The sequence below is a fragment of the Pseudoalteromonas luteoviolacea DSM 6061 genome (assembly GCF_001625655.1).
Taxonomy (GTDB): domain Bacteria; phylum Pseudomonadota; class Gammaproteobacteria; order Enterobacterales; family Alteromonadaceae; genus Pseudoalteromonas; species Pseudoalteromonas luteoviolacea.
This window is the reverse complement of sequence record NZ_AUYB01000120.1, coordinates 1-20142: the sequence shown is the minus strand read 5'-3', so window position 1 is coordinate 20142 and position 20142 is coordinate 1. Positions and strand designations below refer to the sequence as shown.

Below are 20142 nucleotides of genomic sequence, written 5' to 3'. Positions count from 1 at the left end.
TGACTCGAGCGTTCTTCTGGTGAAAGACTCCATTTCATTTTATAATGCACGTTCCAATTTTAAAGTAGGTCTATAATGAGTAAGAAGAGCAAATCTAACCCCTTGGTAACACACTTTACGATTGCAATAGCAGCACTTGCAATGTTGTGGCTGTCTACAGAAGATAAGGATATATTAGTGCTCGGAAATTCTCTAATTTTGGTCTACGTAGTGTACGCGCTCGCCTCTAGGTTTGTGATTGGAAAGAAAAAGAATAAGCACACACACAAATAAACTTCGCCCAGAAGCTATAAGAAAAATAAGGTTCTGCAATGAAATATTTAATGCTCCCACTACTATTCCTAGCAGGTTGTAGTTCGACTTCCAGTGTGGACGAAAACACAAAAAGACTGTGTGAAAACACCCTGTATCAATACACACAGATTAGAGATAAGGGAACAACATCTCAGTACCTCAGTCTATTTACCAAGGATGCATCTTTTACTGTAAAAAGGTTCGGCATCGAACTAAACGGTAGCAAAGAACTCGCCGACAGATTCGAATCAGCAAGAACAAAAAATAAATCTGTACACCTGCTGACTTCTGGAGATGTTTACGTTTCTGCGGAAGGTCAATTGAAAGCAGCTTCTAACTTCATCTTATTTATGAAAGAAAAGAATGCAGATGTAGAAACAAAGGTATTATCAGGAAGGTACATTGATAATCTTGTTATATCGAACAATAAGTGTCTTTTCCAGACCAGAGACGTTATTGTAGACCGCATTGACACCCTATAATTAATTTCAAGAGCAAGCTCTTCTCAACTGAGTTTGCTTTTGCCCAATAATTTCTAAAAATACGCAACTTAGGTGCTTCAAACCTACAAATCCGTTAATTTTGGTCTACATTCAATTATGCTATTTGCTCCTGCATTTTCAACTTAGCCGGAAGAACTCAACGATAAGTATCTAATGCCAGCACTGTGCTATTGAAAATAGTATTATCAAATAAATTACAAGGATTGGACTGGTTGTTTGGATGTAATAGCAACGAAGATTAAGTTAACCTTGTAGGCATATGCTATGAACATCAACAAACCATTGCAATTTCTTGTGCTTGGATTATCCCTATTGTCATTGCCTGGCTGTTTAGACAACGACGATGATGACCCAGCCCCTATTGAACAAAACACTCAAATCACAGTCACCCCTTCTTTGGGGTTAATTAAAAATGCTGATATACAAGTACTCACCTTAAGTGACAATCAGCCAGTGTCAGGTGCCACAGGAAGCACCGGAGACTCTGGTAGTGCAACCATTACGATACCAGCTGGTTCAACAGGACCTTTTATCGTCGAGGTTATGCCAACGAGCGAATCAGAATACTTTGACGAAGCCAAAGGCACCTTTTTACCACTTCCGACAGATACTAAACTTCGAGCGGTGCTCTCTGCACTGCAAAGCCAAGTGGGCGTGACGACACTCACAGAAATAGCCGCGAATTCCATCGTATCAGCCAATGTAACCGATGCCAGCTCAGTAAACGCCGTAAATGAACAAATCAGAAAAGCGCTTGCCCCCGCTTTGCAGAGTATTCTGCAAGCACCACAACTGATCTCAGAGAATGCAGCAGGCTCGGTTAATAACGATCAGGGAGGAATATATGCCGTGACGCTCGCAGCGCTAGCCAATTTGGGTTCTACGCAAGATAACCCGGCGCTTGCAATACTAAACAGCCTTAAAGCTGACTTCTTAGACAATCAGCTAGATGGTAAGGTTGGAGACAAAGCATTTCAAAATCCTATTTACAATGCGGACTCATTTATCAGTGATCTATCCACGCAAATAACCACCTATGCAAATAGTTTTGGTGTGTCTGATTTAGCAAGTGACATTAATAGTACTTTCTTGCTTAACGAAATTAAAAAGACTTTAGAAGGATTGGAAGAAATTCTTGACGGACTTAACCTAGATGATCTGAACTTCGATTTTATCCCTGATGGCTTTTTACCCGATGACGACGATGATGACAATGATGGAGATGATCAAGACGACCAAGGGAATGACGGCTCCACCTCGACTCTAACCATAACTGGTACTACAACTACAGCTGGCATAACGACTGAACTACCTGCTATTACGGTCAATAATGTACCGGCGCCAAACCCAGAAGACCTTAACGCCATTGAGCAACAAATTAAAACTCAAGTAGAATCTCAAGGTATCACAGTAACCAACTTAGAGTTTAATTTGGTAAGCGCTAGCAGCGAGAAAGTGGTTGTTAGCGTAAAATACTCGTTCTCTACATCAGGTGTTACAGTAACTGCAGACCTAACGTATACGTGGAGTCCCGGTTACACTGATAGTGACTCATCGGACGACGATTCTTCAGATGACATGCTACCTGACGCTCTCAGTAGCAAAGTATTTACGCTTACATTTAAATTAAGCGAAAGTGGCTCTTCATACACAGACGGCCAGAAAGTCAGGTTTACTTTTTCAAGTTCAGGCAAACTGTTTATTGACGTTGACCCAGATGCGTCAAATGGCGACGAAATCACCATTGATAGTTTCGATAAAGAAGGCGATGAGTACAATTACAGCGATCAGGCCAATGGCTTTAGATACTCTGTAGCCGTATTGAACGATAAACTCCATGAAGTCAATTTGTTCGCTATTGGAGGTGGCTTATTAGGACAATTTGTTGAACAAGCGTCAGATGGAGAAATCCCAAGTTTAGAAGCGTTGACAGCCCTTGCAGGAACTTATGTAGTGACTGGAGACGGACACAGCAGAGGTACTGTCATTATTGGACAAGATGGTGCAGTAGACTTTGATTCGGGCGTCAGTTATGCAGCCAGTGATATTGTTGCAATATTTGATCGTAAAGACATTACTGAAGAGCCAAGAGTCCAAGTGAATTACGGCAGTGACGACGACGGTCCGTCAATCCGTATTTTCTTAAATACAGATCTGCAAACAGTCAAAATGATGCGCTATACACATAATACCGAAAATATTTCGGTAGAAGTCACCGTAGAGTCAATATCCGGCGGCGGCAATTAAGCAAAATCAACTGGCAGGTTAAGTACTTATTATTACTCAACCTGCCAGTGCATTATTAACTACAATCCCAGTTATACCAAACTCTAGAAAAATCTCCTTTCTCTAATGCATTAGGCTCTATAAAGAAATTAGCTACGCCACAGTCGCCCCACATTATCTCGACCCCCTCATCGTCTTGGCTGTCTAATTGAAATAACAACACCCAATTTTCATCCGGTTTTTCGTAACCTCTAGGATCTTCCTGCGTAAAATGAGCATAGCCACCCACTTTTGAACCCATACTTTCAAAATTATCGTAAAGATATTCGCCTACAGCTTCATCCATTTCAAAAACATCACCACAGATCTTCTCGAATCGATAATCAGAAGGCGAAGGCAGCTCCTTGTCTAGCTCAAACTGTAAAGAGTATTCATTGGCTACAGGAAAGTCTGAGTCTACAGCGGCGCTCGGTAATCGTGCCTCTAGCTTGGACTCGTCCTTAATTACCTCGCTATGAAATACAACTCGATACCCGTTTGGCTTGCTGATAGCCTCATCAACCGGAATATCGAAATCCAATCCATACATTTCGTCATCGTCTTCAACAAAAAACTGGAGTATACCTTCACTTGGGTACCCTTTTAGGGCTGGCACATCTTCAAAATTAATTTGTGCCAATAAAACCAAAGGAGCCCCACCACTATTACACGGATATTGCTTCTCAATTGGCCAATAGGGTTTGCCCGCAAATTTACTGCTCCATATATTTTTTGGTTCCTGAGCATTGGGTATGACTTTTACAAACTCTAGGGCATGAGGTTGTAATTGCTCTTTAATCTGCTGGATTTCAGTCTCTACACTCATATTGTTCTTTCTTTCATGTTGACATTAATGTGGGCCTGATTTCAGACCATGTGATTGTCGCTCTTTAAGCAAGATACCTGTCTAATATTTCAATTAGTTCATTTCTTGAATAATGAAGATCCGGATTTTGATTCGTTTGGGCTACACGTTTTAATAATTTTTCGATAGTCTGCTTCCCTTCATGATGCGTCCCTATTACATATCGCTCTTTTGGTTCATCACTAAACAAAGCATGTTCAACAGCATGGGAAACAAATTCAGGCTCAGATGCATTCTGCTCTATATACTGTGCCCGCTCTTCTTGTTCCAAAATATGGTTAATAAGTACTTTGGCTCGAGTGTCGAAGGGATAAGAAGAACGCCCTAGCCGTTCCATACTTGACTTGTGGGTAGATTCTTCCATTTTGGATTTAATGCTGCCGGGCTGAATTAGGCTGACTTTCACACCAAATTCAGCAACTTCACAACGCAATGACTCTGTAAACGAGTCGAGCGCACTTTTTGTCATTGCATAGGGACCCAAAAATTCGCAAGAGCCTATGCTATTTTGAGCGCCAATATTGACTATTCGACCTTTTCCTTCTAGCAAGGAACTAATACAAGCCTTGCTTAGTCGCCAAGGGCCAAATACATTCACATCAAACATCGTTTTTATTTCATCTTCTTGCCAGGCATTAAAGTGTCCAACTCCGCCTAACCCCGCATTGTTGACCAAACCATAAAGCGGCTTATTTGACGCTTTTAGCCTCTTTATAAATTCAGATATATGCGTCTTATTTGTTACATCTAACATAACCGGAATGATGTTTTTGAATCCAACTAATTGATTAAAGTCATCTGGTTTTCTAACGCCTGCATAAACCGTGTGACCTATAGAAGAAAGGTGATGAACGAGGCACAGACCAATACCTGACGATGCACCCGTGACCAATATTTGTTTATTCATACACAACCTTTTTGTTCTTATTTAACGTACTACTTTTCACAGTTTGATTGCACTGACTCAAAAATCTAATGCCTATTTGTGCAAACTAATGAATAATCTCACTCGCCTGTGTGGTAATTGCCAGCAATTGCATCATAAATCTCTACAGGTTTAAAACCTTTAACCAAAACTCCTTTTAGAAGCGATGCCATATTCTCTAAAGGGTTGCCATCTGTCAAAATTAGATCTGCAACACTCGCTTCTTCAACTAAACCAAACCGCCGATGTGAACACCAAAAACACAGGCGTTTTTGATTAGCAATTTTCTGTGTGTTCGTGTCAATGAAAAAGTTTGAGTTCATCTTTTCATGCTCTTAGTCGTCGTGTTTCCATTTCCTTTGTTCTATTGTTAGAGGTTTAAATCAACTTCAAAAAACTCCTTTTTTGATGTCTGTAGTCGATATCTAGAAAAGTTTGGCTAAGCTGATTAATTCTGCATCGCATAATTCAAAATCTGTAAAACATGCAAATATATTTGGGAAGATTTCGCGCTTAAATCAAGCGTTATTAAAGCTAACTTAAGAACTTATAACCTATTGTAATTATGACTTAAATTAACATTTCCCCGTATTGAGTAGAGGTCTAGATATTGCTATTTCTGGAGATTTGTCAAGACGGTAATCGCCTAAATCTGATAAATTTATTTGCGGTGTGGAATCGAATTCTGTGATACATTCGTATACTGAAACACACGCTCTGGGTTTGATGACACAAAGTGAAACGATGCAAAATAATTTGCCCCAAAAGAGGCTTAGTAAGACTCTTGGGTCGACACTTTGTGATCATGATAAATTGTAAACTTTCCAGCGGTCAGGTCTTTTGGCCTCCGCTACATTTTTTGGTATCGAGTATTATTTATGTCGTATTCTACGTTTAACAGAAAACATAATGATCAACTAAAAGAGCCAATGTTTTTTGGCCAGTCTGTTAATGTATCTCGCTATGATCAGCAGAAATACCCAATATTTGAGAAGCTAATTGAAAAGCAGTTATCTTTTTTTTGGCGTCCTGAAGAAGTCGACGTAAGTAAAGACAGGTTAGATTTTCAGGCACTGCCTGAACATGAAAAACATATCTTCTTAAGCAACTTAAAGTACCAAACATTGCTTGACAGTGTTCAAGGTCGTTCACCAAATGTTGCTCTACTTCCGATTGTTTCAATCCCTGAGCTAGAGACTTGGATTGAAACATGGGCATTTAGTGAAACCATTCACAGCCGCTCGTATACTCACATCATTCGTAATGTGACTAAGCAGCCTGAGTTGATTTTCGACGATATCGTTGAAAATGATAAAATTAGCGAGCGAGCTGACTCTGTGACTAAATACTACGATGAATTAATCGAAAAAGTATCTATTTACAATATGTATGGCGAAGGTAAGCACGAAATCAATGGTGAAACTGTTCACATCAATTTGTTCGAGCTTAAAAAGCTACTTTATCTTTGCATGATGTCGGTAAACATTCTCGAAGCGATTCGTTTCTACGTGAGTTTTGCTTGCTCTTTCGCATTTGCTGAACGCGAATTGATGGAAGGTAATGCAAAGATAATCAAGCTAATCGCTCGCGACGAAGCACTGCACCTGTCTGGCACTCAGCATATTTTAAATATCATGCAAGAAGGTAAAGACGACCCTGAAATGTCGATTGTTGCAGCACAATGCGAACAAGAGGCAATTCAAATGTTCGTTGAAGCTGCGCAGCAAGAAAAAGAATGGGCAGAATACTTGTTTAAAGACGGTTCTATGATTGGCCTTAACAAAGATATTCTTTGCCAGTATGTTGAGTACATCACCAATGTACGTATGACAGCAGTAGGTTTACCAGCTCAGTTTGAAAATAAAAGTAACCCTATTCCGTGGATCAATGCTTGGCTGGTATCTGACAATGTTCAAGTTGCACCGCAAGAAGCAGAGATCAGTTCATACCTAGTAGGTCAAATCGATTCAGAAGTCAGCGCATCAGATTTTGGTGATTTCGACCTGTAATGGAAGAAAGGCCACAACCAACTGTAACAATTGAAGAACACGATGAGCCGCTGCAATTTGCGGCTCAATCACCTTCACTACTCTGTACTTTAGAACAAAACAATATTGATGTTCCCTATCAGTGTAGAGAAGGTTATTGCGGTGCATGCCGCGCAAAGTTAGTACAAGGCAAAACAGTGTATAACCAAGAACCATTGGCTTTTGTGCGCGATGGTGAGATTTTATTATGCTGCTCAAAACCGATAACCGATATCGTGATTAAGCTAACTTAACCTCTGAACATCTGTTTGAAAATAATCGGTGCCATTGCTAATTGCTATCGCACCGTCTTCTATTACCACATCCCAGTGCAGACTGCGCGTTAGGGCATTGACTAATTCATCTACCCAAGCTTGTTTTACCGTAAATATCCTAATGTTAGGCATTGCAATCAAATGCGGTTCCAATGCATTAAACCACTCATAATCATGTGCGGTAAAAATAATGGTTTTGCTATACAGCTTTGCATACTTTTGAAGATCATCTAATTCTGCTGGACCAACAAATAAGGCATGCTCGATCACCCCACTGTCATCTTGGTGCCACACATCGGGACTAGACTTCTCACGACTATTTAGCCATCTAACTTTTTCACTGTAAGACAAAGCACAGTACCCTATGAGCTTTAACACAAAATGCTCAAGCGTTTCTGCTTTTTGCAACGCAGTCGTGAAGGTTTCTAGATGATTCGCTTGATGAAACAAATCAGCTATTTTTAACCTGACTTTGAATACAAATGGACCTGTCATACTTAGCTCTTTTAAAGTCGCTTAAGTTTAAATATAGGAACAGTCAAATATAATTCAAACATAAAGTTATAGTATAACATCATTGTTTTTGAAAAAATGAGGTGTTATATTATTACAAGTTCACAATCACAAACACATTCAATAAGAAGTAACATGTTTAAACAATCTTTGATCTCACTGAGTGTCAGCGCAGTAATGCTGTCAACGTCAGCTTATGCTGGCGAGTTAAAAGGTAAAGTTGTAGATAACAACAATCTTCCAGTTAGCAATGCAAATGTTCATCTGCATGGCAAATCACAAACAATCAAGACAGACGCTGACGGTAACTTCACTATCGCCGTTGACGCAGTTTCTCAGTTACATGTTTCAAAAAATAACTTTATTGATCAACGCTTAGACGTTAATCCTGATTCTCCTTTTGTTACAGTTACTCTTACGCCAAGTTCTGTTGAAAGCATTGTTGTTTACGCGTCAGCACTACACAAAAGTAATATGGAAATGGCTTCACCAGTTACAGTCGTAAGTGGTGATACGCTGAAAAATTCAGCTAAGCCGACATTGGGCGAAACTCTTAAAGGTTTACCTGGTATTAACGCAAGCTACTTTGGTCCAGTTTCTTCAAGCCCAATTATTCGTGGCTTGGATGGCCCTCGCGTTAAAATCACGCAAAATGGATTAGACAGCAGTGACGCTTCACGTGTTGGTCCTGACCATGCTACGACAAATGATGCTCTTGGCGCTGAGCAAATCGAAATTCTTCGCGGTCCAGCAACCCTATTGTACGGTGCTGGTGCTATCGGTGGTGTTGTCAACGTTGTTGATAACCGTATTCCGACAGATGTTATCGAGTCACCTCAGGGCGCGGTAAATTACAGCCATGACACTAATTCAAATACAAATACATACGCTGTTTTATTTGAAACAGGTCACGAAGGCTTTAATTTCCACTTTGACGGCGTAAAGCGCCAAGGCGATGACTACGAAACGCCAAACTTTAAGCTGCCGGGCGATCATGACGAGCACCATGAAGATGAGCACGGACATGACGACCATGCGCATGAAGGCGAAGAGCATGAAGGTGAAGAAGAGCACGCAGCAGAATATGCAGAAAAAGTAGACAATACGTTTATTGATTCTGAAGTATTTAATATTGGCACTAGCTATGTGTCTGATCACATTACTGCCGGTATTTCTTATGGCCGTATTGAAACTGACTACGGCATCCCTGCGCATAGCCACGATCACGGACACGACCATGATGAGCATGGGCATGAAGATGATCACGGCCATGATCACGATGAAGACCATGGCGAAGATGATGCACATGATCACGCTGGTGAAGAGCACAATGTATTTGCGCGTGTTAAGCAAGATAGATGGCAAGCGCTATTCAACTATGCACTGCACAACAATTGGTTAGAGTCTATTCAAGTTCGTGCTGGTTATACAGATTATGAACACTCTGAAATTGAAGGCAACGAAGTTGGCACTGTATTTAAAAACGAAACTACTGAACTTCGCACAAACTTTGAACACAGAATCGGTGGCTGGCACGGTATTTTTGGTTACCACTACTCTGACAGTGATTATGAAGCTCAAGGCGCTGAGGCATTCACGCCAGCGACAAATACAACTACGCACGCTTTCTATGTTTTAGAAGAAAAAGAATTCGGTGACTTTACGTTAGAGCTTGGTGCGCGTATCGAAGATTTTGAGCTTTCAAGTCGTATTACAGAAACACACGTTGGCCACGATGATGACCACGACGAACATGGTCATGATGATGATCATGACCACGGTCACGAAGAAGAGATGGTTAAAACAACTCAAGTTTCTGATTACACATTAGAGATGACTAACGTTAGTGCTTCAATTGGCGGTGTATATAACTACGCACCGGGTCAAAATGTTGCGATTAGCCTATCTCGTTCAGAGCGAGCACCACTTACCGCTGAATTGTTGTCAAACGGATTACACATTGCCACCAGCACTTATGAGCTGGGCCTTGGATATCACATCGAAGATAATGAGATCCACTTTGAACCGACGAACATCGAAAAAGAAACATCTACTAACTTAGATATCAGTTTCCGTCGCTTTGTTGGTGACTTTGGTTACACAGTAAACTTCTTCTACAACGATATTTCTGACTTCTATTACCAAGAAAAGACGAACTATTTCTTCACGTCTGAACACGGTTTAGAAGTTGCTGATCATGAGCATGAAGGTGCACGTGATGTATATCAGTACGTAAGCCAAGACGCTGAGTTATACGGTCTAGAGTTTGATGTTCACTATCAAATCAACGATGTGAATCGTATTAAAGTATTCGGTGACCATTTACGCGCTAAATTGGACAACGGACAAAACTTACCGCGCATCCCAAGCAACAAGCTTGGTATCAATTACGCGTATGAAAATGGCCCATTCAAAGCTGATATGACGATTACTCGTTACCTTGAGCAAGATGAGATCACATCTTATGAGACGGTAACTAAAGGCTACACGTTAGTTGATGCAAGCCTTAGCTATGACTTTGCTGTTCAAGGCATTGATATGGTTGGCTACATGAATTTAGAAAACCTGACTGATGAATTGGGCTTTGTACACAGCTCATTTATCAAAGATCAGGCGCCTCTCCCTGGGCGTAACTTAAAGCTTGGAATTAGAGCTTACTTCTAAACAGTTCCTTTCTTTTATAGAGACCCAAAATGCTGTCCTTCGTGGCAGCATTTTTATTTGTAGTGATGTATTAACTTAATACAACCAAAATATTGATGTATAAAAAGTCACATTCTGTTTCTGAGTAACTTTATGTTTAAACTGGCTAAACTAATCAAACTTAACGTGTCACCTTGTCATATTCTTGCGGTCTTAAACACCCAAAACGCACTCAATAAATAATTTAGTACCATTCCCGCGAGCACACCGCAGATAAAAGCAAAGTACACAAACAATATGTCATCTGAATAAAGAGCCACCCCCTTAAACACACCAATATTAATTGCACCAGCGAAGCCGGCTGAGATTAAGCTCTTTTGACACTCTAAGACCGGTTTATTTGCGCTCGCAGTATCAAATGTGAAATGACGATTCCCAACCCATGTAGTAAAAGCGGCAATCAAGAAAGCGATTGCCCTAGCCCATTCAATTTGCAGCGATAAGCCTAAACTCAAAAGCGTAAATATCGAAACATCTACTGCAAACCCGGTAACACCTACCAGAGCAAATTTAATCATTTGCGTCACGTTATTCACCAACTGTACTGTTACAAGTGTACAAAGCCCGTCCAGATTGTGACTCAAGTTCCAAGGCGCAACTTAATGAATATTGTACTACAAGCTCCGTTATCTTCTCAGGCCGGCCAATCAGGTGGTACCGTTTCAATGAATATAGTGCGTTCTCATCTGTGAGTACCTTTGCTTGCCCAAGACTGTAAAACTGACCTGAAAATGGTCGCTTACCAACATAAAATGTTTGGAGTTGAGGTGATGCTTGCTCAAATATAATTCTGTCACTACGGCTATCTGCTTTGCCCATATTGAGCACTAACAAAGCGATCATTAATACCACAGGGATGATAGCTGAAGCTCCCCATAGCCATTTGAAATCTTTTTGTGTTACCAACATAGCGATCAAAACTCCAATCGCTGGCACACCAGGTAGTACGTAAGCGGGTAATATATTCCCCGATAGCGTGAACAGTATGAGCGGCGAGATTAGCCAAAAAATTAGAAAGCTAAATAAACCGCGATGGCCTTTTTCAATATCGGCTCGATTGTTTCGTTTTTTCCAAATTAAAAATGGAAGTACCACTGACCAAGGCAAAGCGGACTGTAGCCAAAACAACCAGATTGTACCCCTGGGTCTGTCGTGCGCATTACCATAAAGATCGCCTTCCCAACCACTTACTACGAATCGATTAAAGTGCTCTCCAACAATAAAGTAATCTAAGAAACCAGGTGTGGCGAACTCTGCCATTACATACCATGGCATCGCCACAACCACCATAAGCCCACAGCCTGATAATATAGGAAACCTTTTCCAGAGTTGCTTGAATGCGCCCAATACCCCATGTTGAAGAATAAGCCAAGGCACTACCGCTATCGCCATAATTACTAAGGCTACTGGCCCCTTAGCCAGCAAGCCACAAGCTAAGCCAAAAAACCCCACATACCCCCATTTATGAGCATGCTCATCTTTTTGTGACCAACAAAAGTAAAAGCCCACCATTGCCATAGTTAAAGCCAATGTCAGAGCCATATCAGTCATCACGGCGCCAGAAGCAATAGTAAAAATCCCACAAGTAGCGACGACAATTGCGGCAACAACTGGATTGTTATCTGTTTTTTTAGCTAGCATACCTATCAAACAAATGGTCAGTACGCCAGCAAACCAGTGAGGAACTCGCACCGCGAACTCATTTAATCCGAACAACTCTATCCCAATTGCACTCATCCAAGTAAACAACGGTGGCTTGCCCCAAAACGGCACTCCATAATCAAATTGTGGGGTTAGCCAATTACCAGTTTCAACCATCAGCCTTGCCATTTCACCGTAGCGTGCCTCTGTAGTATCCATTAAGGGATACGTTGCTAGAGAGATAAGTCTAAGTAATAGAGCAAACGCCAAAAGCAACCATAGGTGAATTTGTCGTACAGTCACTATGATTTCTCCCCTACAGTCGCCAAATTAGCATTGTTATTCGATATACCTTTGCAATCGTGTACACCTGCCACGAGGTAAAGTGGTCTTTGTTTGACCTCAATGAATATTCGTCCAATATACTCTCCCAGTAACCCTATAGAGAGCAGCTGTACTCCACCAAGCGCCAACTGGACCACCATTGTAGAAGGATAACCGGAAACAACTTCACCAAAAGCAATGGTTTTAGTAATGATGAACAAACCATAAATAAATGCAGAACTTGCGACCAACGCCCCTAATATAGTCGCGATTCTGAGTGGGCGAATTGAAAAGGATGATATTCCATCCATGGCAAGACCGATCAGCTTTAAGTAGTTCCATTTTGTCTGTCCTAAGTAACGTGCATCACGTTCAAACTCAATGGTTGTTTGATTAAACCCTGGCCATGCGAAAATCCCTTTCATATAGCGAGTACGTTCTGGTAGAGCATTAATGTGTTTGACCACTTTGGCGCTCATCAAACGAAAATCCCCCACGTTTTCTGGGACGTTTAATGGCGTCATTTTATTTAGAATTTTATAAAAGCACCCAGCTGAAAAACGCTTAAACCATGACTCTCCACGACGGTTTGTGCGCTTCATGTTAACAACATCAAACCCCATTCGCCATTTACACAACATTTTAGGGATAAGCTCTGGTGGGTCTTGCAGGTCAGCGTCTATCATAACAACTGCTTGGCCCTTTGCATGATTGAGGCCTGCACTCATAGCGTTCTCTTTGCCGAAGTTCCGACTGAGCTCAACGCACTTAATCGTACAGTTCATCGCATCGAAATTTTTGACAATCTCTAAACTACCATCAACACTCCCATCATCGACATAGATAATTTCTGTTTTGCCACTGATTTGCGTCATTACCCAACTGAGTCGCTGATGAAATTCAGCAAGTACTTCTGATTCGTTATAGAACGGAACAACGACTGACAATGTGGGTCCAATGTCTCGGCGTTTAGTCAGTGTGTTTATATTTGTTATCGGTGCATTAGAAAAAGACATATGTATTTATCCGCATCATTAAAAGACGGATTTAGCCTACATTGGCTGCAGTGAAAGAGTTGTCGTCGACATTTTTTTCACGCTAATTATGCATAATATAGATAGAGATTTTTGTTGGAGTGTTCGTTTGAAAAGACTGTTAATAGTTGAGGATAATCGCGAAATTGCTGGTATTTTGTTTGACTACTTTGAATCAATGGGTATGGAGATTGATTATGCAGACAATGGAGAGTTAGGGCTAAAACTCGCAAGCGAACATACTTTTGACATTATTTTATTAGACCTGATGCTACCGCGTTTAAGCGGTTTATCCATTTGCAATAAGCTAAGGGAGTCAGGCAATAACACGCCCATTCTAATGCTAACTGCTTTAGATGGTAGAGAAGATATTCTACAAGGCTTCGAGCATGGCGCAGATGACTACCTCACAAAACCGTTCGACTTAGATATTCTAGAAGCACGCATGCATGCATTGATACGACGCAGTAATGCTGAGTTTGTAAGCCAAAAACTCAGCTACGGTGATGTATCCATTGATCAGAAAACTCGACAAGCCTACAGGCAAGGCCGCTTTCTTGCGCTCAACCCTACTACATACACAATCTTGGAATTACTTTTAAAAAAAGCGCCAGAAGTCCTAACAAAAGAAGAAATCGCATTTCAATTGTGGCAAGAGAATGATGCCAATAATGACGTGCTGCGCAGTCATATTTATCAACTTAGGACACAACTAGATAAACCTTTCAAGCACCCTGTCTTAGTAACCGTGCCTAAGGTTGGATTTCGTTTGGAACAAACTCCATGATTCGTCGATACCTCGGAAATACACGCAGTATGACTGGTCGCTTAGCACTATTTTTTGCTGCTGTTTCTGCTGTTATAGGGTTGTTCTGCTTTGCGCTTATTACACTTACTTTGCACTGGGCCGAAGACAGAATGGGAGAAAGACGAATACTCATTGATAAAAAGGAAGCCATTCACTACTTTCACTCCAACCCTGAAGTCAAAGTAGTTCAGCTCGATTTATTGACTACCGCATACAATGACATTTCACTGGTGCCACAAACCTACCAACCTTACCTTCTTGGCAAAAGCCACTTCTTGGATGAAGTGCATATAGAAGATGGCTCTCAAATGGTTTACTTAAGCTCGTTTACTCTAAATGGTATTGAGAAACCTATTATCTTGCTCACTTATGTTGATGAAGTAGAGATAAGTTACGATGAATTTATCTCCGTAATTGCCATTAACCTGACATTTGTTGTTGTACTTATTTTTATTTTCGCGAAGCTTTTAATGAAGTTGTCACAACGTTTAATAGAGCCTGTCAATGCACTTAAGACACAGCTAGATAAAAACGATCCCAGTGCGCTTTTTAAGTTGCCTAACGATGCAGCTAATGAGTTTCAGACCCTCGCTTCTGGGTTAAATGGTTACAGAACTCGTGTAAACGAATTGATTAAACGGGAACAGTCATTTGCACGTTATGCAAGTCATGAGCTTCGAACTCCCTTAACGGTTATTAAAGGCGCTTCTAAACTTCTTTTAAGAGCGACAGACGACGGTTTTGTTTCACGCCAAATCAACCGAATGCAAGACGCAACTACACAAATGTCAACTATGACAGATGCTCTGCTCGCGCTGGTGCGCTATGAGCGTGAAAAGCACAACGAACCATTTAGAACGCTGCAAACTGATGAGTTAGATAAAATCATAGAGTCCAATCTCCCTCTTGCAACTGAGAAGCGACTCAATTTAAGCTGCACAATTGAGAGTCTGCCTACTGTCCAAGCTAGCCCGCCAGTAATTGCGATTGTGCTCAACAATCTAATAAGAAATGCGATTGCAGCCACCGAGTCAGGAAGTATTGAAGTTGTCATGTCAGCGTCGAGATTAAAGGTAATTGACACAGGGTGTGGCTATGACGGTAATCAGGATCCACAAGGTCATGGTTTAGGGCTGCTCATCGTAGAGGATTTTTGCCAACGCTTTGACTGGCTATTTTCCATTCAAAACAATGAAGAACAAGGTTGTACTGTATGCGTCGATTTTTCATCGAACAAGGTAGTAAACTAATTGTACCCATATTTTTAGTTTAAAGATTTCTATTTTTAAACTAGTTCGAAATGCTCAAATGAAACTGATTTTGTGACGGCTTAATAGGCTTCATCTACAGAAAAAAGACCCCTGTGACGACAGTGATGTTATACAACGTAATCACCAGCTAATTGACTTAGCCACAAGGAAACCAATGACTCTGACCCCATTGATATGTTAGTTGAAAGTTTGCAGCCATTACTTTGAGCTTCGACACTTTCTCTGGGCTCATTCAGATTTTATTTTTCATTGAACATGCTGTTTACCACAATGCTACTGAAGGTTACAATCCAGCTTTACAATAATTAAAATAAAGCCCGTTCAATGTCTATCAGAGTAAAAGTCGCTACTACACCGGTTGAGCTTAATCATGTATACCAGCTCAGGTACCAGGTATATGCCGAAGAATACGCCTATATGCAGAAAAATCCGCAACGTATCATTATGGATATGTTCGATGGTATGCCCGACAGCTATAACATTATTGCGTATGATGGCGAAACACCCGTCGGCACTATACGGGTGGTCATAGATGGCGCTCTTCGATTGCCGGCGGACCAAATGTATGACTTTAATCAGTATCGCTCCCAGCTAATTGAGCAAGCCCAGTCTCAAGGTTTGCCTATCCCCTTGTTGGCTAACTCAGGCATGTTTGCAATTGATGCCAGATGGCGCAATCGCCGAGATTTGTTTCGTTCGCTGTTTAAACTGAGTTGTGATATTGGGGAAGCCAGAGGCGTTACTGATATTATCACTACAGCGAACATCGAAACTCTAGCGCTATACAAGCGTATGGGTCTCAAAGCGCTTGGGGCGCAAATTCGCCATGAACATATTTCAGTCTCTATGGTACCCATGCACTGTAGCATGGCACAAATCACAAAATGGGCATTTGGTGGACCAAGAACACACTCTAAACTGACCGAATTATTTGCACTGTGCTACGAATATTTGCTTGTCAGCGCTGGCACGCCGATTTTTAATGCAACTGATGAAAACCCGGATGAAGCTTACTTGATCAGCAGCGGCGCCATAGGTATTACTATGGACACAACCACCATGCAGCAAGATTTTGATTTGGCAACTTTGACAGCCGGAGAGCTATTTGGTGAGTCGTGCCTTATCGATGAACAGCCTCGTAAAGTCAACGCCACCGCCATTGTCAACACAGACCTAATGGTACTAAACAAAAAAGAATTTTGGCAAAAGGTCAACCAAGATCAGAGCTTTATGAAAGCGGTTCTCAAAGTGATGGACCAAAAACTTCGTGATGTGGGTCGCAGAGCATTGATTTACGCACACGCATCTCAAGAAGAAAGATTACAGTTTTTTCTCGAGCAACTTGCTAAAACCGCACAACCTATGCTGAAAAAGCCACATCAGCGAGTCGTCAGAATGGGAGGGCACGCGTTTTCAGTGATATCAGGTGTTGAACGTGATGAAAGTCAGGCGTTTCTTGAACAACAGGCTAAGACAGGCAGTATTGGCTTAACTGAAAATAGCATTGTATTTTATAGCGAGGCCCGCTCATGAAGGATAATAATGCCAGCTCTACCGCTTTTACCGTCGCTCAGGGGCTTCTATTTGCAGCGAAAACCTCAAAGTACAGGGCTTTAGTAAGCGACAATGTCATTTCGGTATCGCGCCAGATACTACAAGGGAGCGAACAAGGTCGACACCGACTGAAACAGCTCAATAGTTGGTGGTTTTGTAAGCTCGCAAAACTCAGGGAGCGGATACTGTTACCCGGTATTTCTTTGCATTATGTATTACGTAAACGCCATATTGAGCAATTGACTCTAAAAGCACTGTCAAATGGCGTTACTCAGGTTGTCGTTTTGGGCGCTGGGTTTGACTCTTTATGCTGGCGTCTTCAAAAGGATTATCCTGAGGTCAATTTTATTGAAATTGATCATCCAGCCACTCAAAAGCAGAAGGTAAAAGCGCTGGAAGCAGGGTCTATCCAGAGCCAGAACATGCACTTTTTAGCAGTAGACTTTGGCCGTCAACAGCTTCAAACCGCGCTGACCGAGTTCGGGGCTTTCGATCCAAAGCGATTGAGTTTGTTCATATGCGAAGGCGTTTTAATGTATTTAAACGAAAAAGACGTTAAAACAATCTTTGATTCTATTCGTACATTAACAGGCTACGGCACCCAGTTTGTTTTCTCCACTCTAGAGCCCAAAGAAAGCGCAAAAAACACCGTACCCAAGATGCTGTATCGTCACTTAGAAAAGCTCGGTGAACCTATACAGTGGGATATCGATAGTCACAAGATGAAAGACTATTTGCAAACACACCAATGCCAACTCCATTCTATTGCCGGTGGGCAAGAATTAGTAGCACAACAGATACAGGGAAAGCTGCAGCAAAAAATGTATCAAGGCGAATATTTTGTGCATTGTACTTTTGATTAATGAGGATGAGGTGAAAGAGTTAATAGTTAGATTTTTTGGCTTCCTTGCTTTACGAATATAATATGTATCTTTCACCAGATATTTTTCATTTTTATATGTGTGCCTAGCGCAAGGATACGCTAGCGACATAAGTAAAGCAGAACCAACGACTTTGAAAGTTAAAGTTAACTCGAAACCTAAGGTGGTAGCAAAATAAATAAGAACTGTGATTTGGAGAAATAAGGTGAAATTAAGAAAAGGCCCATGTAAGCAAGTTAACATGCATCGGATTTTAGCACCTAGCCCAGAATGCATTTATTCCTTTTCACTAATCAAAAAAATAAATAGCTGATTCGTTATATTAAGGAAAATTAATAACCCCATAGTTCTACAATAAAATATTAATATGCTAATTTGCAAAACCGAACTAGCATATTAGACAAAGTTCACTAACACCTTGAATTTTTAATTTACAACCTTTCTTAGCTTAAATATAAGAGGTACATTTCAATATTAGCTTTGCATTATGAAGGTATACCTCAAAAAACACCATGGTAAAAAATATTATACCCTACAATCGTTAGCCTTTAATATTTAGCACTTGAGCTTCTAAATTATCTTTTTCCTGAAAGTAAGAAAGTGCATAAAACATATTCGATACAACCTCTGGAGACATTATTGAATTAAACAAAATATGGTTTTTCATTACACCTTCCTCAAATTCTTCTATACCCTCTAGGGATTTTCTGAACATTCGTTTAAAGTCGGAATCAGATATGTAATCAATCTCTATTAAAAAGAAAAACTGAGGTTTACCTCCTCTTGTTAACTCTCTTGTAAAGCATAGCGGTTTGATCATTTTTGCTGGCTCTTTTTTCTGATCAATCCCTGTTTCCCTTGAAAACTCTCTGAGCATTTCTAATGTTGCATAGTTAACAAGGTTATCAACCGCCACGCCATTTGGAATTTGAACAACCCCGCTGATAGTACCGAGCATACCTTGGAATACGCCTGTACCCACATTTGTATTAGAACCAGCTACACGTTTACTCTTTCTTGGTTTCAAGAAGAAATGACGCTCTCCTGTTTTAGGGTGCCTGTAATAAACAATTGCTGATACCCCTATTGAATTAACCATGATCGAATTATCAAAACTAGGAAGCTTATTGTTTCTTCCTAAATCAAGAGTTCTTAATGTTTTTTCATGGTGATTTTGTAATGGGAAGTCTAGCGTTAAGTTAGTTCTAACTTGATAATAATAAGAAGATTTTTCTAATGTGCAAGCATACTCGTTTTCTCTGACTTTATTAAATGAGCTTATTCTTAATATTGACCCATCAGTGGTCCCATTATTTTCTTTTATATACTCTTGTAAGTTATATTCTGTATCCGATAATAGCGACTCCTCCATTTTATAGTTCTTAATCTCACTTGGCACTGATATAGAAGCGGAAGGCTTTTCTATGAAATTAATTAACTCTTTGTAAGGGATCTCAATGTTCAAAGACTCCGTTTTGCTAATAGTTAAACTAAATGACTTTCTTTCCCTGTCATAGTATTTGTAACAGTTATCATATTTAATGAATTTAGTATTCTTGTTGCATTCGGTAAATTCGTGCGACAGGAGCATTTTCTTTACAATACTCTCTGGATAAAAATATGGTTCCTTTGATTTTTTTGCATGCTCCAGGAACTTTAAAACGAGTCCGCCCAATTTCCCCACATCTTTAGTATCGGTTTTCAATCCCCAAAAATCTAAAAGCATAATACTCTCCTTATATGTAGAAACCTATAAAGCTTAAGCCAATATAGGTAAAAAATGTCGTGATAGGATCCATTCCTAGCAGTCGACAAACTCATATTGACTACCTTAAGCTCAAAATACTTATAACTCAAATAAAACTAAGTAAGCTGAATTTACTGCTTCACTACGTCAACAACATATCGAGATATCTCAATATGGTTGCTTTCTTTAACACAGAGCTCCCAAAGTTCATTCACAAGTAAACTTATTTGCTTACCTTGAAATTGAGAACCCTTGTATGTCTCTACATTTAATCTAACGCGCAACTCAACGTGGTAAGACTGCACTCCTTTTTTATTGACTGTGATAAGCGAGCTGAGCAAAGATCCTTCGGGAAAGGTGCGAATAACGACACCAAGGTTTGTATACCAAAACCTTTTAAAGCCTATTTACGCAGAGTTTTGCAAACAATACCCAAATATTGAATTGGAAATTTCTGTTTCAGATGCAACCGTAGATATATTGCAAGAAGGCTTTGAACTGCTTTAATTAAA

General features: G+C 40.5%; 19 protein-coding genes. 11 read left to right on the top strand and 8 right to left on the bottom strand.

From position 1 onward, the window contains the following. Positions 1-75 precede the first annotated feature (75 nt). From N475_RS17070 to N475_RS17060, 3 genes are all read left to right on the top strand, one after another. A complete protein-coding gene (locus N475_RS17070; protein WP_063358119.1) occupies positions 76-273 on the top strand; it encodes a hypothetical protein in 198 nt (65 codons plus the stop codon). A 50-nt stretch (positions 274-323) separates the two neighbouring features. Then, the gene (locus N475_RS17065; RefSeq protein WP_162269604.1) at positions 324-776 is read left to right on the top strand and encodes a nuclear transport factor 2 family protein; all 453 of its coding nucleotides are present in this window, start codon (positions 324-326) and stop codon (positions 774-776) included. 285 nt (positions 777-1061) lie between these two features. Then, positions 1062-3044 (top strand): hypothetical protein, encoded by a 1983-nt coding sequence (locus N475_RS17060; RefSeq protein WP_063365654.1) that lies wholly within the window; start codon positions 1062-1064, stop codon positions 3042-3044. A 55-nt stretch (positions 3045-3099) separates the two neighbouring features. Here the strand turns inward: N475_RS17060 and N475_RS17055 are convergent, their stop codons facing one another. From N475_RS17055 to N475_RS17045, 3 genes are all read right to left on the bottom strand, one after another. Further along, positions 3100-3888: a YwqG family protein gene (locus N475_RS17055; RefSeq protein ID WP_063358122.1), complete on the bottom strand. Its 789-nt coding sequence runs from the start codon at positions 3886-3888 to the stop codon at positions 3100-3102. A gap of 64 nt (positions 3889-3952) precedes the next feature. Next, positions 3953-4834 (bottom strand): SDR family NAD(P)-dependent oxidoreductase, encoded by an 882-nt coding sequence (locus N475_RS17050; protein WP_063365653.1) that lies wholly within the window; start codon positions 4832-4834, stop codon positions 3953-3955. Between the two features lie 98 nt (positions 4835-4932). Continuing rightward, positions 4933-5175 (bottom strand): hypothetical protein, encoded by a 243-nt coding sequence (locus N475_RS17045; RefSeq protein ID WP_063358124.1) that lies wholly within the window; start codon positions 5173-5175, stop codon positions 4933-4935. Positions 5176-5730: 555 nt separating this feature from the next. Between N475_RS17045 and nrdB the strand changes: the two genes are divergently transcribed. Together nrdB and yfaE are read left to right on the top strand one after the other, a co-directional pair. Further along, positions 5731-6861 (top strand): class Ia ribonucleoside-diphosphate reductase subunit beta, encoded by a 1131-nt coding sequence (gene nrdB / locus N475_RS17040; protein WP_063358125.1) that lies wholly within the window; start codon positions 5731-5733, stop codon positions 6859-6861. Then, positions 6861-7133, top strand: a complete 273-nt coding sequence (gene yfaE, locus N475_RS17035) for a class I ribonucleotide reductase maintenance protein YfaE (protein WP_063358126.1) — start codon at positions 6861-6863, stop codon at positions 7131-7133. Before nrdB ends, yfaE begins: the two co-directional genes overlap by 1 nt. On the opposite strand, the gene N475_RS17030 is transcribed toward yfaE, so the two are convergent. After that, positions 7125-7649: a YaeQ family protein gene (locus N475_RS17030; RefSeq protein WP_063365652.1), complete on the bottom strand. Its 525-nt coding sequence runs from the start codon at positions 7647-7649 to the stop codon at positions 7125-7127. The genes yfaE and N475_RS17030 overlap by 9 nt on opposite strands. Positions 7650-7802: 153 nt before the next feature. Between N475_RS17030 and N475_RS17025 the strand changes: the two genes are divergently transcribed. Then, positions 7803-10331 carry a TonB-dependent receptor gene (locus N475_RS17025; RefSeq protein ID WP_063365651.1) on the top strand — a complete coding sequence of 843 codons (2529 nt, stop codon included), beginning with the start codon at positions 7803-7805 and terminating at the stop codon, positions 10329-10331. Between the two features lie 176 nt (positions 10332-10507). Here the strand turns inward: N475_RS17025 and N475_RS17020 are convergent, their stop codons facing one another. Genes N475_RS17020 through N475_RS17010 form a run of 3 tightly spaced genes read right to left on the bottom strand, consistent with a single transcriptional unit; the run spans position 10508 to position 13351 of the window. Further along, positions 10508-10888: a GtrA family protein gene (locus N475_RS17020; protein ID WP_081216010.1), complete on the bottom strand. Its 381-nt coding sequence runs from the start codon at positions 10886-10888 to the stop codon at positions 10508-10510. A 10-nt stretch (positions 10889-10898) separates the two neighbouring features. Then, entirely contained in the window at positions 10899-12314 is a 1416-nt protein-coding gene (locus N475_RS17015; RefSeq protein WP_063358130.1) for an ArnT family glycosyltransferase, read from the bottom strand. Then, entirely contained in the window at positions 12314-13351 is a 1038-nt protein-coding gene (locus N475_RS17010) for a glycosyltransferase family 2 protein (RefSeq protein WP_081216002.1), read from the bottom strand. The genes N475_RS17015 and N475_RS17010 overlap by 1 nt, the downstream gene beginning before the upstream one ends. Positions 13352-13478: 127 nt before the next feature. Here N475_RS17010 and N475_RS17005 point away from each other — a divergent pair, with 127 nt between their 5' ends. The 4 genes from N475_RS17005 (at position 13479) to N475_RS16990 (ending at position 17865) form a co-directional block, all read left to right on the top strand. Further along, a complete protein-coding gene (locus tag N475_RS17005; RefSeq protein WP_063365662.1) occupies positions 13479-14156 on the top strand; it encodes a response regulator transcription factor in 678 nt (225 codons plus the stop codon). Next, entirely contained in the window at positions 14153-15427 is a 1275-nt protein-coding gene (locus N475_RS17000; protein ID WP_063358131.1) for a sensor histidine kinase, read from the top strand. Before N475_RS17005 ends, N475_RS17000 begins: the two co-directional genes overlap by 4 nt. 345 nt (positions 15428-15772) lie before the next feature. Further along, the gene (locus N475_RS16995; protein WP_063358132.1) at positions 15773-16981 is read left to right on the top strand and encodes an N-acyl amino acid synthase FeeM domain-containing protein; all 1209 of its coding nucleotides are present in this window, start codon (positions 15773-15775) and stop codon (positions 16979-16981) included. After that, a complete protein-coding gene (locus N475_RS16990; protein ID WP_063358133.1) occupies positions 16978-17865 on the top strand; it encodes a class I SAM-dependent methyltransferase in 888 nt (295 codons plus the stop codon). Before N475_RS16995 ends, N475_RS16990 begins: the two co-directional genes overlap by 4 nt. Before the next feature lie 559 nt (positions 17866-18424). Here the strand turns inward: N475_RS16990 and N475_RS16985 are convergent. Beyond that, positions 18425-19609, bottom strand: coding sequence for a hypothetical protein (locus N475_RS16985; RefSeq protein WP_063365650.1), 1185 nt, complete (start codon positions 19607-19609; stop codon positions 18425-18427). Positions 19610-19951: 342 nt separating this feature from the next. On the opposite strand from N475_RS16985, the gene N475_RS25210 reads away from it, so the two are divergent. After that, a complete protein-coding gene (locus tag N475_RS25210; RefSeq protein WP_227008424.1) occupies positions 19952-20137 on the top strand; it encodes a LysR substrate-binding domain-containing protein in 186 nt (61 codons plus the stop codon). Positions 20138-20142 lie beyond the last annotated feature (5 nt).

Bases quoted from the DNA above. Each gene is read 5' to 3' on its own strand.
- N475_RS17070 (WP_063358119.1), top strand. From the start codon at position 76: ATGAGTAAGAAGAGCAAATCTAACCCCTTGGTAACACACTTTACGATT.
- N475_RS17065 (WP_162269604.1), top strand. From the start codon at position 324: ATGCTCCCACTACTATTCCTAGCAGGTTGTAGTTCGACTTCCAGTGTG.
- N475_RS17060 (WP_063365654.1), top strand. From the start codon at position 1,062: ATGAACATCAACAAACCATTGCAATTTCTTGTGCTTGGATTATCCCTA.
- N475_RS17055 (WP_063358122.1), bottom strand. From the start codon at position 3,888: ATGAGTGTAGAGACTGAAATCCAGCAGATTAAAGAGCAATTACAACCT.
- N475_RS17050 (WP_063365653.1), bottom strand. From the start codon at position 4,834: ATGAATAAACAAATATTGGTCACGGGTGCATCGTCAGGTATTGGTCTG.
- N475_RS17045 (WP_063358124.1), bottom strand. From the start codon at position 5,175: ATGAACTCAAACTTTTTCATTGACACGAACACACAGAAAATTGCTAAT.
- nrdB (WP_063358125.1), top strand. From the start codon at position 5,731: ATGTCGTATTCTACGTTTAACAGAAAACATAATGATCAACTAAAAGAG.
- yfaE (WP_063358126.1), top strand. From the start codon at position 6,861: ATGGAAGAAAGGCCACAACCAACTGTAACAATTGAAGAACACGATGAG.
- N475_RS17030 (WP_063365652.1), bottom strand. From the start codon at position 7,649: ATGACAGGTCCATTTGTATTCAAAGTCAGGTTAAAAATAGCTGATTTG.
- N475_RS17025 (WP_063365651.1), top strand. From the start codon at position 7,803: ATGTTTAAACAATCTTTGATCTCACTGAGTGTCAGCGCAGTAATGCTG.
- N475_RS17020 (WP_081216010.1), bottom strand. From the start codon at position 10,888: ATGATTAAATTTGCTCTGGTAGGTGTTACCGGGTTTGCAGTAGATGTT.
- N475_RS17010 (WP_081216002.1), bottom strand. From the start codon at position 13,351: ATGTCTTTTTCTAATGCACCGATAACAAATATAAACACACTGACTAAA.
- N475_RS17000 (WP_063358131.1), top strand. From the start codon at position 14,153: ATGATTCGTCGATACCTCGGAAATACACGCAGTATGACTGGTCGCTTA.
- N475_RS16995 (WP_063358132.1), top strand. From the start codon at position 15,773: ATGTCTATCAGAGTAAAAGTCGCTACTACACCGGTTGAGCTTAATCAT.
- N475_RS16990 (WP_063358133.1), top strand. From the start codon at position 16,978: ATGAAGGATAATAATGCCAGCTCTACCGCTTTTACCGTCGCTCAGGGG.
- N475_RS16985 (WP_063365650.1), bottom strand. From the start codon at position 19,609: ATGCTTTTAGATTTTTGGGGATTGAAAACCGATACTAAAGATGTGGGG.